This is a genomic window from Fusobacterium sp. (assembly GCF_019012925.1).
Taxonomy (GTDB): domain Bacteria; phylum Fusobacteriota; class Fusobacteriia; order Fusobacteriales; family Fusobacteriaceae; genus Fusobacterium_A.
Genome location: NZ_JAGIRL010000043.1, coordinates 1 through 15,553, shown reverse-complemented (window position 1 = coordinate 15,553; position 15,553 = coordinate 1). Strand labels below are relative to the sequence as shown.

Below are 15,553 nucleotides of genomic sequence, written 5' to 3'. Positions count from 1 at the left end.
ATGAAAAGTAAAGATGCGAAAGTATTTTTAGAAGCTTTGGAAGAGTTAGAAAAAGAGAAGGGGATAAGCAAAGAAAATCTTCTTTTAACTGTTGAGCAAGCTTTATTAGCAGCGTATAAAAAGAACCATGGAGAAGAGGAGAACGTAGAGGTTGTAATAGATAGAGAAACAGGAGATGTTAAGATCTATGAGATAAAAACTGTAGTACCTACTGAGGACCTTTATGATGCTGCTATTGAAATCTCTTATGATGATGCATTAGAGATAAAGAAAAGAGTAAAAATTGGAGAAGTTATAAGAATAGAAGTTAACTGTGAAGAGTTCAGAAGAAATGCTATTCAAAACGGAAAACAGATCGTTATTCAAAAAGTAAGAGAAGCAGAGAGAGAGTATGTTTATGACAGATTCAAAGTAAAAGAGCATGATATCATAAATGGTATTATCAGAAGAATAGACGAAAGAAAAAATGTATTCATAGAGTTTGATGGTGTAGAAGCTGTTTTACCACCAATAGAACAGTCACCAGCAGATACATATAGAGTTGGAGAGAGAATTAAAGTTTATTTAGCAGAAGTTGAAAAAACTAACAAATTCCCTAAAATAGTAATTTCAAGAAAACATGAAGGGCTATTAAGAAAGTTATTTGAATTAGAGATTCCTGAGATCACTTCTGGTCTAATAGAGATTAAAGCAGTGGCAAGAGAAGCTGGATCAAGAGCAAAAGTAGCAGTTTACTCAGCAGATGCTAATATTGATACTGTTGGAGCTTGTATAGGTCAAAAAGGATTAAGAATTAAAAACATAGTTAACGAACTAAATGGTGAAAAGATAGATATCGTTATCTGGAAAGAGTCAGTTGAAGAGTTTGTATCAGCTGTTTTAAGTCCAGCAAAAGTTGTAAGTGTTGATGTGTTTGAAGAGGAAAACACTGCAAGAGTAATCGTTGACAATTCACAATTATCACTAGCAATAGGAAAAAATGGACAAAATGCAAGACTTGCAGCAAAATTAACAGGAATGAGAGTAGACATTAAAACTGCAAATAGTGTTGAAGAGGGAGAGTAAGTTGGATACTACTATTATTCATGAAAGAACTTGTCTTATATGTAAGGAGAAAAGAGAGAAGAAAGATCTTTTTAGACTTACAAAAGTAAGCGAAGATAGGTATGGTTTTGATGAGAAACAGAGATCACAAAGTAGAGGATACTATATTTGTAAATCTCACGAATGTTTAAAAAGATTAGCTAAGCATAAAAAAATAAAAATGAGTGCAGATGATTTAATGAAAATGTTAAATCACTTGAAAAAAGGTGAAAAGGACTATTTAAATATTTTGAAGGCAATGAAGAACTCACAAACTTTATCTTTTGGAATGAATATGGTTTTAGAAGAGATAGAACATACACATTTTTTAGTTCTTGCAGAAGATATAAGTGAAAAAAATGAGAGAAAACTTTTAGCAAAAGCAAAAGAATTAAATATAAAATTTGTATATTTTGGAAATAAAAATCAACTTGGTGAAATTTTTGGAAAAGAAGAAGTTAGTGTGATTGCTGTAAAAAGTAAGAAGATGGCCCGTGGACTCATAGATTAACCTATAAAATAGGAGGTATCTTGATGAAAAAAAGAGTACATGAGTTAGCAAAAGAGTATGAGATAAATAGTAACGAATTTCTAAACTTGCTAAAAGATGAGATTAAGTTAGAGGTTACATCAATTTTATCGGGAGTAAATGAGAAGGATATTGAGAGGGTAAGAGAGTATTTTGAAAGAAAAGTAGCCCCAGAAAAAGATGAAAAAGGGGGAAAAGGAGTAGCTTTGAATAAAAAACTATTAGAAGAAGACGAGATTTTTGAAGAAGAGATGACTTCAAAAAAAGCAAAGAAAAGTAAAAAAAGTAACAACAGTAAAGATACAGTTGAAAACAGTGAAGATGATAAAAGAAAGAAAAATAAAAAGAAAAAGGGTAGAAGAACAGATTTCGTAATGAAAACTGTTGAAGCTGCAGGTTCTGAAACAATAGAAGAAGATGGAATGAAGATAATAAAAATCAGAGGTGAGATCACTTTAGGAGATTTCGCTGAAAGATTAGGAGTATCAAGTTCAGAGATAATTAAGAAACTTTTCTTAAAAGGACAGATGTTAACAATAAATAGCCCACTATCTATTGACATAGTAGAAGAGATAGCTATGGACTATGATGCATTAGTTGAACAGGAAGAGGAAATTGAATTAGATTTTGGAGAAAAATTCGCTCTTGAATTAGAGGATAGAGATGAAGATTTACAAGAGAGACCACCAGTAATCACAATAATGGGACACGTTGACCATGGAAAAACATCATTACTAGATGCAATTAGAGCAAGTAATGTAGTACAGGGAGAAGCTGGAGGAATCACACAGAAAATAGGGGCATACCAAATTGTAAAAAATGGAAAGAAAATAACTTTCGTAGATACTCCTGGACACGAAGCTTTTACTGATATGAGAGCTAGAGGAGCACAAGTAACTGATATAGCAATATTAGTAGTTGCTGCTGATGATGGAGTTATGCCACAAACAATAGAAGCATTATCTCACGCAAAAGCTGCAAATGTACCAATAATAGTAGCAGTAAACAAAATAGATAAACCAGAAGCAAACCCTATGAGAGTAAAACAAGAGTTAATGGAACATGGTCTTGTTTCAGTAGAGTGGGGAGGAGAGACTGAGTTTGTTGAAGTATCAGCAAAACAGAAATTACACCTAGATGACCTATTAGATACAATACTTATTACAGCAGAGATTTTAGAGTTAAAAGCTAACCCAAGAAAGAGAGCTAAAGGTGTTGTACTAGAGTCAAGACTAGATCCAAAAGTTGGACCAATAGCAGATATTTTAGTTCAAGAGGGAACTTTAAAAATAGGAGATGTTATTGTAGCTGGAGAAACTTATGGTAAAGTAAGAGCTCTATTAAATGACAGAGGAGATAGAGTAGAGAAAATTGAACTATCTCAACCAGCAGAGATTATAGGATTTACACAAGTACCTCAAGCTGGAGATACTATGTATGTAATTCAAAATGAACAACATGCTAAGAGAATAGTTGAAGAGGTAGCTAAAGAGAGAAAATTAGCTGAAACAAGTAAGAAAACTATCACTCTAGAGTCATTGTCAGAGCAATTTGATCATGAGAATATAAAAGAGTTAAACTTAGTATTAAGAGCAGATTCAAGAGGATCTGTAGATGCTTTAAGAGAATCATTATTAAAACTTTCAACAAGTGAAGTAGCAGTAAATATAATACAGGCAGCTTCAGGAGCTATAACTGAAAGTGACGTAAAACTAGCTGAAGTATCAAATGCAATTATAATAGGATTCAACGTTAGACCTACTACAAAAGCAATCAAAGAAGCTGAAGCAAATGGTGTAGAGATAAGAACATCAAATATTATCTACCATATAACTGAAGATATTGAAAAAGCTTTAACAGGTATGTTAGATCCTGAATATAAAGAGATCTATCTTGGAAGAATAGAGATCAAAAAAGTGTTTAAAGTTTCTAAAGTTGGAAACGTAGCAGGATGTATAGTTGTAGATGGAAAAGTTAAAAATGATTCAAGCATCAGACTTTTAAGAAATGGTATCGTAATGTATGAAGGAAAATTATCATCACTTAAGAGATTTAAAGATGATGCTAAAGAAGTAGTTGTAGGACAAGAGTGTGGACTTGGAATTGAAAACTTTAATGATATTAAAGAGGGAGATATAGTTGAGGCTTTTGAATTACAAGAAATTAAGAGAACTCTAAAATAATCTAAAAAATAATTACAGAAAGAGAGGGATTATTTATGAAGAGACAAAGATTAGCTGGAATAGAAAAAGAGATGAGTAGAGTAATTTCTCAAGTTCTTTTTGAAGAGGTTAAAAATCCAAAAATAAAAGGATTGGTTTCTGTTACTAATATAAAAGTGACTGAGGATTTGAAGTTTGCAGATGTGTACTTCAGTATAATGTCTGGACAGATGAATGGTGAAAAATCAGTAGATAAAGACACTGTTTTAGAAGGACTAAATCAAATCAAAGGTTACTTGAGAAAGAGAGTAGCAGAGGAGATAGAGATTAGATATATACCAGAAATAAGAGTAAAGTTAGATGATTCTATAGAACATGCAATAAAAATATCAAAACTTTTAAATGATTTAAAAGGATAGTGATATAATGTATTGGGAATATAGTTCACTACCTCAATCTCTAATTGAAACTAAGGCTGTACAATGGAAAAAAAGTAAGATACTGACTACCTTATTACTCAATAGAGGATTTTCTGATGAAAAGAGTGTTAATGAATTTATAAGTCCTAAAATTTCTGACTTCAGAGATCCTTTTAAATTTGAAAAGATGGCTAGTGTAGTAGAAAAGATATTAGAAAAAAGAGAGAAGAATGAAAAGATCTTCATCTATGGAGATTATGATGTAGACGGAATTACAGCTGCAGTTTTTTTAGTGAAGGTATTTAGTGAGATAGGAATAGACGTTGACTATTATATTCCTAACAGAATGGAAGAGGGCTATGGCTTGGATAAAAAAGCTATAGACTTTATGAAAAAAAGAAACTGTAAGCTTGTAATAACAGTGGATACAGGTATAAACTCTATTGAAGATGTAAGATATGCTAATTCTTTGGGAATAGAGGTGATAATAACTGATCATCATAAGTCGATAAAAGAGGATGAAGATGATGAGTTGTTATTGCTCAATCCTAAATTGAGTGACACATATGAGTTTAAATTTTTATCTGGTGCTGGAGTAGCTTTAAAGGTGGCACAGGGAGTTTATTTAAAATTAGAGTCTGATTTGAATAAATTGTATCAATATATGGATATAGTAATGATTGGAACAGTTGCTGATGTAGTACCTATGATTGATGAGAATAGAATTATAATAAAAGAGGGATTAAAGGCATTAAAACGAACAAAAGTTAAGGGTCTTATGTATCTTTTAAAATATTTGAAATTCCAATCTAAGGATCTAAATACAACAGATGTAAGTTACTTTATCTCTCCGTTGATAAACTCTTTGGGAAGAATTGGTATCTCAAAAATTGGAGCAGATTTTTTCTTGAAAAATGATGAGTTTGAAATCTATAATATTATAGAAGAGATGAAAAAATCAAATAAGAAGAGAAGAGAGCTGGAGAAAAACATATATGATGAAGCGGACTATAAAATAAGAAAAATGCAAAAAGATGAGGTTAAATGTGCATTTTTATACTCTGAGAAGTGGCATCCTGGTGTAATTGGAGTGGTGTCATCAAGACTGAGTGTAAAATATAATATGCCTGTAGCTTTAATAGCAGTGAAAGATGGAGTTGGAAAAGCTTCATGTAGAAGTGTAAAGGGTATAAGTGTGTTCAATATTTTTCAAGATATGAAAGACAAGCTTGTAAGATTTGGAGGGCATGATTTAGCTTCAGGTTTCATAGTAAAACAGAGTAAATTGAAGGAAGTTGAAGAGATTTTTAAAGAGAAGATAGGAGAGTTAAAAGCAGAAGAGGAAAAGAAAATTTTAAAAATAGATATGAAGTACTCAATAGAAAATATTGATGATGAAATATTTACTGCTATGGAGAGTATGGCTCCATTTGGATTAGAGAATCCATACCCACTGTTTTTAGATGAAGATCTATCTTTTGAATATATAAAAAAATTTGGAGTAAACGATAGACATTTTAATGGTATAATTGTAAAAAATGGAAAAAAATACCATATGGTTGCCTTTGATTTAGGTCATAAAATAAATGAGATAGAGTCAAAAATTCAAAAATTTGATATAGTCTACTATCCTGAAAAAGTTTATTATAAAGGAGAAGAGATTATGCAAATAAGAATTAAAGATATAAAAATAAAAGATGACTTTTATGAAATTTTTACTAAATAGAATTTAAGGAGGAACAATGAAACACGAATTAAAAAAAGTTGCAAATTCTGCAGTTGAGATAAAAATAACTCTTACTGCTGAAGAAGTAAAACCAGTAAAAGAGGAAGTTTTAAAAGAACTATCTAAAAAAGTAGAGGTTCCAGGATTCAGAAAAGGACATGTACCTGTAAGTACTGTAGAAACTCAATTTAAAGATGCAGTAAAAGAAGAAGTAACTGATAAAGTTTTACACAAATACTATGAAGAAGTAATAAAAGCTGAAAAAATAATGCCAATCAGCTACATAAACAGTGTAAAAGCTAACTTAGGAGATGACTTCGAAGTAACATTTACTGTAGATGTATATCCAGAAGTAACTTTAGGAGAATACAAAGGATTAGAAGTAGAAAAAGAAACTTTTGAAATGACTCCAGAAAAATTAGATGCTGAGATCAAAATGATGGTAAACAGCAAATCTAAATTAGAAGATACAGAAGCTGGATACAAAGCTGAAATGGGAGACACTGTAGACTTAGCATTCGAAGGATTTGTTGATGGTGTAGCATTCGAAGGTGGAAAAGCTGATTCTCACGTATTAAAATTAGGATCAAAAATGTTCATAGATAACTTTGAAGATCAATTAGTAGGATATGAAGCTGGACAAGAAGGAGAAGTAAATGTAACTTTCCCTGCTGAGTACCATGCAGAAAATTTAGCTGGAAAACCTGCTGTATTTAAAGTAAAAATCAACAGTATTAAAAAATTAGTAACTCCTGAGTTAAACGATGAGTTAGCAAAAGAGTTTGGATTTGAAAATGTTGAAGATATGAAAGCTAAAACAGAAGAGAGAATCAAATCTAGAGAAGAAGCAAGAGTTAAAAACGAGTACGTTGGAAAATTATTAGAGAAAATCTCTGGAACAAGTACAGTTGAAATTCCTGTATCAATGATAGCTTCTGAAGTAAGAGCTAGAATATCTGAGATGGAGCAACAATTAGCAGCTCAAGGAATCGGATTCGATATGTACTTACAAATGACTGGAATGGACAGAGCTAAATTAGAAGCTCAAATAGCTCCAATGGCAGCTGGAAAAGTAAAAGCTGATTTAATTCTTGAAGCTATAGCAAAAGCTGAAAACTTAGAAGTTTCTGAAGATGAAGTAAAAGAAAAAATGACTGAAATAGCTAAAATGTATGGAATGGATTTAGCTAAATTAGAAGAAGAGTTAAACAAACACAACAACTATGACAACTTTAAAATGACTGTTAAAGGTGAATGTTTAATGCAAAAAGCTATTGATGTAATAGTAAATAATGCAAAATAATTAATTTAAAACATAGGAAGCAGATTTTTCTGCTTCCTATGCCATTAAATTTAAATAAATAGTCAAGAAATAAATGATATTAATTTTTTAACTATTTATTTAAGGGAGGTAAAAATGTATAATCCAACTGTTATAGAGAGTAATGGTAGGTCAGAGAGAGCTTACGATATATACTCAAGACTTTTAAAAGATAGAATAATATTTTTAGGAACAGAGATAGATGATAATGTTGCAAATGCTATAGTGGCTCAACTTTTATTTTTGGAAGCTGAAGATCCTGAGAAAGATATAATAATGTATATAAATAGTCCTGGTGGAGTGGTAACTGCTGGAATGGCTATCTATGATACAATGAACTATATAAAACCAGATATTCAAACTGTATGTATAGGTCAAGCAGCAAGTATGGGAGCATTATTATTGACTGCAGGAGCAAAAGGAAAGAGATTTGCTCTTGAGCATTCAAGAATCATGATACACCAACCATTAGGTGGAGCAAAGGGACAGGCTACAGATATAGAGATACAAGCAAAAGAAATATTGAGAATGAAAGAGATGTTATCACAAATTTTAGCAGATGCTAGTGGTAAAGATATTGAACAAATATTAAAAGATACTGAGAGAGATAACTATATGTCAGCACAGGAAGCTGTTGAGTATGGATTAATTGATCAAGTATTTAAAAAGTAGAAAGGAGAAGAGAGATGAGTAAAAAAGCTAGATGTTCTTTCTGCGGAAGCACTGAAGATGAAGTATCAAAATTATTTAGTGGAATAGATGGAGCACTTATATGTGATAGATGTATTGAGAGTTGTTCAGATATTTTAGAACTTTCAAAAGAGCATATAAAGACAGCAATGCCAGAAGAGTTGTTAGAGGAAACATTACTTACACCAAAAGAGATAAAAGAGAAATTGGACGAGTATGTAATAGGACAGGATGAGACAAAAAAAATTCTTGCAGTTGCAGTATACAACCACTATAAGAGAATTTTAGATAATGTGGAAAGATCTGATGAGAATAGTGTAGAGTTACAAAAATCAAATGTACTATTGATAGGTCCTACTGGATCGGGAAAAACTCTTCTTGCACAAACACTTGCAAGAAGTTTAAAAGTTCCTTTTGCAATAGCTGATGCAACAACACTTACAGAGGCTGGATATGTAGGAGATGACGTTGAAAATGTTTTAGTTAGACTACTACAAGCAGCTGATTATGATGTAGAGGCAGCAGAGAGAGGAATTATATATATAGATGAGATAGATAAGATTGCAAGAAAATCTGAAAATGTTTCAATAACAAGAGATGTCTCAGGAGAGGGAGTTCAACAATCTCTTCTAAAAATAATCGAAGGGACAAGATCTCAAGTTCCACCTCAAGGTGGAAGAAAACATCCAAATCAAGAGCTAATAGAGATAGATACAAGTAATATATTATTTATTGTAGGTGGAGCCTTTGAAGGATTGGAAAAAGTTATAAAATCTAGAACGAATAAAAAAGTAATTGGTTTTGGAGCTGATATTTCAAAAGAGAAAGAGGAGAGAGTTGGAGAGGTATTTGCTAAAGTTTTACCAGAAGATTTAGTAAAACAGGGAATCATACCTGAACTTGTAGGAAGATTACCAATAATAACAACTCTTAAAGACTTAGATGAAAATGCTTTAATAAAAATATTAACAGAACCTAAAAATGCAATAGTTAAGCAGTATAAAAAACTTTTTGATCTTGAAGGGGTAGAGTTAGAGTTCACTCCAGAAGCATTAAAAAGAATAGCACAGTTAGCTTTAGAGAGAAGAATAGGTGCAAGAGGATTGAGAGCTATTATAGAGCAAACAATGTTAGAACTTATGTATGAAGTACCTTCAGATGATGATATTTCAAAAGTAATAATTGGTGAAGATGCAATTCTTGATTCAACTAAAGCTATAATAGAAAAGTAAAAAACGGAGGGATGACTAATGAGTAAAACATTGTTCTTACCTACTAGGGATTTAATAGTTTTCCCAGGGATAGTAACCCCTCTTTATGTAGGTAGGGTAAAGAGTATAAGTACACTTGAAGTTGCTGTAAGTAGCAAGAGTAAATTAGTACTTGGAATGCAAAAGGATCCAACAAAAGAGGAGCCAAATTTAGAGAAAGACATATATAAAATTGGTGTTGTGGCTAATATACTACAGATAGTTAAGATGCCAAATAATAATATAAAGGTCTTAGTAGAGGCAGAAGAGAGAGTAGAGATAAATTCTACTACAGTTGAAGAGGACATTTATAAAGCTGAATACAAGGTATTAAAGTGTGTAAATGGAGCTACAAAAGAGGCTGAAGCAGTATATAGAAAGGTATTGGGACTATTTGAAAAATATATAGGACTTACTGGAAAAGTTTCATCAGAACTATTGGTAAACTTAAAAGGTATAAAAAATATAAATAGTGCTTTAGATATAATTGCAGCAAATCTTCCATTAAAGAGTGAGAAAAAACAGGAGCTACTAGAAGTTTTAGATGTAACTGAAAGAGGAATTAAGATACTAGAGCTTTTAACTTCTGAAATGGAGATAGTTTCATTAGAGAAAAAGATTGATGATAAAGTAAAAGCTAAGATGAATGAAGCTCAAAAAAATTACTTTATAAAAGAGAAAATAAATGCTATGAAAGAGGAATTGGGAGATTATTCACAAGATGATGATATGCTTGAATTAGTTGAAAAAGTAAAGAAAGCAAAACTTCCAAAAGATGTAAAAGATAAAATTGATAGTGAAATGAAAAAATTAGCTAAAATGCCTCCTTTTTCAGCAGAAGCAACAGTTTCAAGAAATTATATTGAGACAGTTATAGAGTTACCTTGGGAAAAATCAACTAAAGATATAGTTGATTTAAAGAAAGCAAGTGAGATTTTAGAGAGAGATCACTATGGTTTAAAAGATGCTAAGAACAAGGTATTGGACTTTTTAGCCGTAAAAAAATTGAATCCTAATATGAAGGGAAGTATACTATGCTTAGCAGGACCTCCTGGAATAGGAAAAACATCTCTAGTAAAATCAATAGCAGATGCAATGGGAAGAAAATTCGTGAGAGTATCTCTAGGTGGAGTAAGAGATGAAGCTGAGATAAGAGGACATAGAAGAACTTATATAGGATCTATGCCAGGTAAATTAATAAAGGCGATAAAAGAAGCTGGTACAAAAAATCCAGTAATACTATTAGATGAGATAGATAAGATGTCAAATGACTATAAAGGAGATCCAGCCTCAGCAATGTTAGAGGTATTAGATCCAGAGCAAAATAGTCATTTTGAAGATCACTACATAGATATGCCTTTTGATCTATCAAAGGTATTCTTTGTAGCCACAGCAAATGATCTAAGAACTATATCAGCTCCATTAAGAGATAGAATGGAGATAGTAAATATCTCTTCATATACAGAGTTTGAGAAATTACACATAGCTCAAAAATATCTAGTAAAACAGGCTAAAGAGGAAAGTGGTTTGAAAAATATAGAGCTTACACTATCAGATAATGTAATCTTGAAGATAATTGATGAGTATACTAGAGAAGCTGGAGTGAGAAATCTAAAGAGAGAGATAATAACTCTATGCAGAAAAGCAGCAAGAGAAGTAGTAGAAGAGAACAAGAAAAAAATTGTTGTAAGAACTAATACATTGGAAAAATATTTAGGTAAACCTAAATTTAGACCAGAGAAACAGAAGGAAAAGACACCTAAGTTAGGAGTTGTAAATGGATTGGCTTGGACATCAGTAGGAGGAGTAACTCTTGAAGTTCAAGGTGTATCTATACCAGGAAAAGGAGAGATCTCTCTAACTGGAACATTGGGAAATGTAATGAAGGAATCTGCACAAGTTGCTTATACATTTGTAAAAGCTAATATTGATAAATATAAACCTAAACAAGAGGATTTCTTTGAGAAAAGAGGAATACATCTACACTTTCCAGAGGGAGCAACACCAAAAGATGGACCTTCTGCTGGAATAACAATAACTTCTGCTATAATCTCTGTATTAACAGGTAGAAAAATTAGACAGGATATAGCAATGACTGGAGAGATAACAATAACTGGTGAAGTTTTAGCAATAGGTGGAGTAAAAGAGAAGGTAATAGGAGCACACAGAGCTGGAATTAGAGAGGTAATTTTACCAGAAGATAATAGAATAGATAAAGATGAGATCCCAGCAGAGATAGCAAAAGAGATGAAGATACATTTTGCTACTACTTATGAAGATGTAGAGAAGCTAGTTTTTGCTGAATAGTGATAGGTGAGGTAATTATGAAGATAAAACAGGCTGAATTTGTAAAATCTGCAGTTTATGAAAAAGATTATCCAGCAGAATTAAATAATATGGAATTTGCCTTTGTAGGACGTTCTAATGTTGGAAAATCTTCTCTTATAAATAGTATAACAGGAAGAAAAAAGTTGGCAAAAACAAGTAAAACACCAGGAAGAACACAACTTATAAACTATTTTAAAGTAAATAATGAGTTCTATATAGTTGACCTACCTGGATATGGTTTTGCAAAAGTACCTAAAGAGATGAAAGCTGAATGGGGAAAAACAATGGAGAGATACGTAGCAAGTAATCGTAAAAAACTTGTATTCGTTCTACTAGATATCAGAAGAGTACCGAGTGAAGAGGATATTGAGATGCTTGTATGGCTAGATCACCATGATATACCATTCAAAATAATATTTACAAAGATAGATAAAGTTTCAAATAACGAGAAATTTAAGTGTTTAAAGGATATAAAAAAGAAAATCGAGTTTCATAATGATGATGTTTTTTATCACTCTTCACTTAATGACACTGGAAAAGAAGATATTTTAAATTATATAGAGTCTCTTTTAAATAAAGAGGAAATAGAAGAGGAGGAGTAAATGGAAGAGTTAAATAAGACATATTCCCCTAGGGAAATAGAGTCTAAGTGGTACAAAATATGGGAAGATTCCAAGTATTTTGCTGGAAAAATGGAAGAAGGAAAAGATAGCTATTCAATAGTTATACCACCTCCAAATGTAACAGGAATACTTCATATGGGACATATATTAGATAACTCTATACAAGATACACTAGTAAGATATAAGAGAATGTGTGGATTAAATACTCTTTGGGTACCAGGTTGTGACCATGCTGGAATTGCTACTCAAAATAAAGTAGAGAGAATGTTAGCAGAGCAAGGTATAAAAAAAGAGGATTTAGGAAGAGAGAAATTCTTAGAGGAAACTTGGAAGTGGAAAGAGAAGTATGGTGGAATAATAACTAACCAACTTAGAAAAATAGGAGCATCACTTGACTGGGATAGAGAGAGATTCACAATGGATGAGGGACTTTCAAAAGCAGTTAGAAAGATATTCGTAGACCTATATAATGATGGATTGATCTATCAAGGTGAATATATGGTAAACTGGTGTCCTAGATGTGGAACTGCTCTAGCAGATGATGAAGTGGAGCACTCAGAAAAAGATGGAAATCTATGGCATTTAAAATATCCAGTAAAGGATTCTGATGAGTATATAATTATTGCAACATCAAGACCAGAAACTATGCTTGCTGACGTAGCTGTTGCTGTACACCCAGAAGATGAGAGATATAAGCATCTTGTAGGTAAAAAATTAATACTTCCATTAGTTGGTAGAGAGATTCCTGTAATAGCAGATGAGTATGTAGAGATGGAGTTTGGTACAGGAGCTTTAAAAATAACTCCAGCACACGATCCTAATGACTTTAATTTAGGTAAAAAATATGATCTACCAATAATAAATATGTTAACTCCAGAGGGAAATATTGTTGATGATTATCCTAAATATGCTGGAATGGACAGATTTGAAGCTAGAAAAGTAATAGTTAAAGAGCTAGAAGAGAGCGGAGTATTAGTAAAAATAGAGAGCTTAAAGCACAATGTAGGACACTGCTATAGATGCTCTACTGTAGTTGAGCCAAGAGTTTCAAAACAATGGTTTGTAAAGATGGAGCCATTAGCTAAAAAAGCTCTTGAAGTAGTAAGAAATGGAGAGATAAAAATTATTCCAAAAAGAATGGAAAAAATTTATTTCAACTGGTTAGAAAATATAAGAGACTGGTGTATCTCTAGACAATTATGGTGGGGACACAGAATACCAGCTTGGTATGGTCCAGACAATCACATGTTCGTAGCTATGTCAGAAGAGGAAGCTCATGAACAAGCAAAAGCTCATTATGGAAAAGCTGTAGAGTTAGTTCAAGAGGAAGATGTATTAGATACTTGGTTCTCATCTGCATTATGGCCTTTCTCAACTATGGGTTGGCCAGAAAAAACTAAAGAGTTAGATACATTCTATCCAACTTCAACTCTAGTAACAGGAGCAGATATAATATTCTTCTGGGTAGCTAGAATGATAATGTTTGGTCTATATGAGATGGAAGAGATACCATTTAAAAATGTATTCTTCCATGGAATAGTAAGAGATGAGATTGGAAGAAAGATGTCGAAATCTTTAGGAAACTCACCAGATCCATTAAATCTAATAGATGAGTATGGAGCAGATGCAATAAGATTCTCAATGCTATACAATACTTCACAAGGGCAAGATGTTTACTTCTCTGAAAAATTATTAGAGATGGGAAGAAACTTTGCTAATAAAATATGGAACGTAGCAAGATTCGTTATAATGAATCTAGAAGGATTTGATGTAAAATCTGTAAATAAAGAGGAGTTAAAATTTGAACTTGTTGATGAGTGGATATTCTCAAGATTAAATGAAACTACTAAAGAGGTTCATACAAACCTTGAAAAATTCCAATTAGATGATGCAGCTAAAGCTGTATATGAGTTCTTGAGAGGAGATTTCTGTGACTGGTATGTAGAGCTTGCAAAAGTAAGACTATACAACAATGAGGAGTCAGGAAAACAATCAAAATTAACAGCTCAATATGTTTTATGGACAGTATTAGAATCAGGATTAAAGCTATTACATCCATTTATGCCATTTATAACTGAGGAGATTTGGCAAAAGATAAAAGTTTCAGGAGAGACTATTATGCTTGAGGGATTCCCAGTTGTAGATGAAGCTCAAATAAAACCAGAAGTTGTAAACTCATTTAAATATATTCAAGGAGTGATCTCATCACTTAGAAATATAAAAGCAGAGATGGGAATATCTCCAGCTAAAGAGGTTAAGGTTGTAATTAAAACTTCTGACGAGAATGAGTTAAAAACTTTAGAAAATAACTATCTATTTATAACTAAATTAGCTAAAATAGAAGAGATGACTTATGGAAAAGATGTAGCTAAACCTGATCAGAGTGGATTTAGAGTAACAGGAAATTCAGAAGTATATATGATACTTACAGGATTATTAAATGTAGAGGCTGAGGTTAAGAAGATAAAAGAACAGATAGAAAAAGTTCAAAAAGATCTAGATAAGGTAAATAATAAACTTGCTGATGAGAGATTTACATCAAAAGCACCTGCTCACATTTTAGAGAGAGAGAGAAGAATCCAGAAAGAGTATCAAGATAAGATGGATAAATTAACTGAAAACTTAAAGAACTTTCAATAATAAATAGGAAAGCTAAAAGGTTTTAATAAAATTATAATAGTTTTAAGATTGGAGAGTGGCTTTTGAGTCACTCTCAATTTTTAACTTAACGAGCAAGAAGTTGCCCACCTCTATAGGTGGTGCGATGAATTTGCTCTATTGCTTTTTAGAAGATAAAGTGATATAACATAATCAGTAAATATATAAAAATAGGAGTGAAAGCAATGGAATTAGATAGTAATTGTCATTCAGTATTTTTGCTGTATTAATAATAAAAAAAGAATTTCCACATACAAGAAAATATCTTTGGAAAGAAATGTTTTGGTCTAAAAGTTTTTGTTTGTTGACCACTGGAGGAGCTCCACTTGAAGTCATAAAAAAGTATATAGAGGAACAAGGATAAAAGAGTAAATAATTTTGAAGGAGGTAGACTAATGAAACAGCTAAAAGCATATAAATTTAGAATTTATCCAAGCGAAGAACAAAAAATATTTTTTAGTAAAACTTTTGGTTGTGTTCGGCTTGTCTATAATCTTATGCTAAATGATAGACTTAAAGCATATGAAGAGAGTAAGAGTAATGTTGATAAAAAAATAAAATATCCTACCCCTGCAAAATATAAAAAAGAATATGAATTTCTAAAAGAAGTTGATAGTCTTGCTCTTGCTAATGCTCAAATGAATCTAGATAAAGGATATAAAAACTTTTTTAGAGATAAGTCAGTAGGATTTCCTAAATTCAAATCCAAGAAAAATCCTGTACAAAGTTATACGACTAATAATCAGAATGGAACTGTAAATATT

General features: G+C 31.8%; 12 protein-coding genes and 1 pseudogene. All 13 read left to right on the top strand.

The genetic code is table 11. The features are described 5' to 3' along the window. The gene (gene nusA / locus QZ286_RS07650) at positions 1 to 1,065 is read left to right on the top strand and encodes a transcription termination factor NusA (RefSeq protein WP_291256369.1); all 1,065 of its coding nucleotides are present in this window, start codon (positions 1 to 3) and stop codon (positions 1,063 to 1,065) included. A gap of 1 nt (position 1,066) precedes the next feature. After that, positions 1,067 to 1,594, top strand: coding sequence for a DUF448 domain-containing protein (locus tag QZ286_RS07645; protein WP_291256368.1), 528 nt, complete (start codon positions 1,067 to 1,069; stop codon positions 1,592 to 1,594). 23 nt (positions 1,595 to 1,617) lie between these two features. After that, a complete protein-coding gene (infB, locus tag QZ286_RS07640) occupies positions 1,618 to 3,795 on the top strand; it encodes a translation initiation factor IF-2 (protein ID WP_291256367.1) in 2,178 nt (725 codons plus the stop codon). 35 nt (positions 3,796 to 3,830) lie between these two features. Next, positions 3,831 to 4,193, top strand: a complete 363-nt coding sequence (rbfA, locus tag QZ286_RS07635; RefSeq protein ID WP_291256366.1) for a 30S ribosome-binding factor RbfA — start codon at positions 3,831 to 3,833, stop codon at positions 4,191 to 4,193. A gap of 7 nt (positions 4,194 to 4,200) precedes the next feature. Next, complete coding sequence (recJ, locus tag QZ286_RS07630; RefSeq protein WP_291256365.1) at positions 4,201 to 5,919, top strand: single-stranded-DNA-specific exonuclease RecJ; 1,719 nt, start codon at positions 4,201 to 4,203, stop codon at positions 5,917 to 5,919. Positions 5,920 to 5,935: 16 nt separating this feature from the next. Beyond that, positions 5,936 to 7,222: a trigger factor gene (gene tig, locus QZ286_RS07625; RefSeq protein WP_291256364.1), complete on the top strand. Its 1,287-nt coding sequence runs from the start codon at positions 5,936 to 5,938 to the stop codon at positions 7,220 to 7,222. A 114-nt stretch (positions 7,223 to 7,336) separates the two neighbouring features. Then, positions 7,337 to 7,912 carry an ATP-dependent Clp endopeptidase proteolytic subunit ClpP gene (gene clpP, locus QZ286_RS07620; RefSeq protein WP_291256363.1) on the top strand — a complete coding sequence of 192 codons (576 nt, stop codon included), beginning with the start codon at positions 7,337 to 7,339 and terminating at the stop codon, positions 7,910 to 7,912. A 14-nt stretch (positions 7,913 to 7,926) separates the two neighbouring features. Further along, positions 7,927 to 9,162, top strand: coding sequence for an ATP-dependent Clp protease ATP-binding subunit ClpX (gene clpX, locus QZ286_RS07615; RefSeq protein ID WP_291256362.1), 1,236 nt, complete (start codon positions 7,927 to 7,929; stop codon positions 9,160 to 9,162). A gap of 18 nt (positions 9,163 to 9,180) precedes the next feature. Beyond that, positions 9,181 to 11,487 (top strand): endopeptidase La, encoded by a 2,307-nt coding sequence (lon, locus tag QZ286_RS07610; RefSeq protein WP_291256361.1) that lies wholly within the window; start codon positions 9,181 to 9,183, stop codon positions 11,485 to 11,487. Positions 11,488 to 11,504: 17 nt separating this feature from the next. Beyond that, positions 11,505 to 12,110: a ribosome biogenesis GTP-binding protein YihA/YsxC gene (yihA, locus tag QZ286_RS07605; protein ID WP_291256360.1), complete on the top strand. Its 606-nt coding sequence runs from the start codon at positions 11,505 to 11,507 to the stop codon at positions 12,108 to 12,110. After that, positions 12,111 to 14,771, top strand: coding sequence for a valine--tRNA ligase (locus QZ286_RS07600; RefSeq protein ID WP_291256359.1), 2,661 nt, complete (start codon positions 12,111 to 12,113; stop codon positions 14,769 to 14,771). It begins immediately after the preceding gene. Between the two features lie 247 nt (positions 14,772 to 15,018). Next, positions 15,019 to 15,153 (top strand): annotated as a pseudogene (locus tag QZ286_RS07595) (transposase); the annotation flags it as partial. Between the two features lie 31 nt (positions 15,154 to 15,184). Continuing rightward, positions 15,185 to 15,553, top strand: a 369-nt coding sequence (locus QZ286_RS07590) for a helix-turn-helix domain-containing protein (protein WP_291256358.1), incomplete at its 3' end; no start/stop codon positions are given.

What these genes read in the sequence shown, in the direction of transcription:
- clpX (WP_291256362.1), top strand. Translation starts at nt 7,927, where the DNA reads ATGAGTAAAAAAGCTAGATGTTCTTTCTGCGGAAGCACTGAAGATGAA.
- recJ (WP_291256365.1), top strand. Translation starts at nt 4,201, where the DNA reads ATGTATTGGGAATATAGTTCACTACCTCAATCTCTAATTGAAACTAAG.
- clpP (WP_291256363.1), top strand. Translation starts at nt 7,337, where the DNA reads ATGTATAATCCAACTGTTATAGAGAGTAATGGTAGGTCAGAGAGAGCT.
- nusA (WP_291256369.1), top strand. Translation starts at nt 1, where the DNA reads ATGAAAAGTAAAGATGCGAAAGTATTTTTAGAAGCTTTGGAAGAGTTA.
- QZ286_RS07600 (WP_291256359.1), top strand. Translation starts at nt 12,111, where the DNA reads ATGGAAGAGTTAAATAAGACATATTCCCCTAGGGAAATAGAGTCTAAG.
- tig (WP_291256364.1), top strand. Translation starts at nt 5,936, where the DNA reads ATGAAACACGAATTAAAAAAAGTTGCAAATTCTGCAGTTGAGATAAAA.
- lon (WP_291256361.1), top strand. Translation starts at nt 9,181, where the DNA reads ATGAGTAAAACATTGTTCTTACCTACTAGGGATTTAATAGTTTTCCCA.
- yihA (WP_291256360.1), top strand. Translation starts at nt 11,505, where the DNA reads ATGAAGATAAAACAGGCTGAATTTGTAAAATCTGCAGTTTATGAAAAA.
- rbfA (WP_291256366.1), top strand. Translation starts at nt 3,831, where the DNA reads ATGAAGAGACAAAGATTAGCTGGAATAGAAAAAGAGATGAGTAGAGTA.
- infB (WP_291256367.1), top strand. Translation starts at nt 1,618, where the DNA reads ATGAAAAAAAGAGTACATGAGTTAGCAAAAGAGTATGAGATAAATAGT.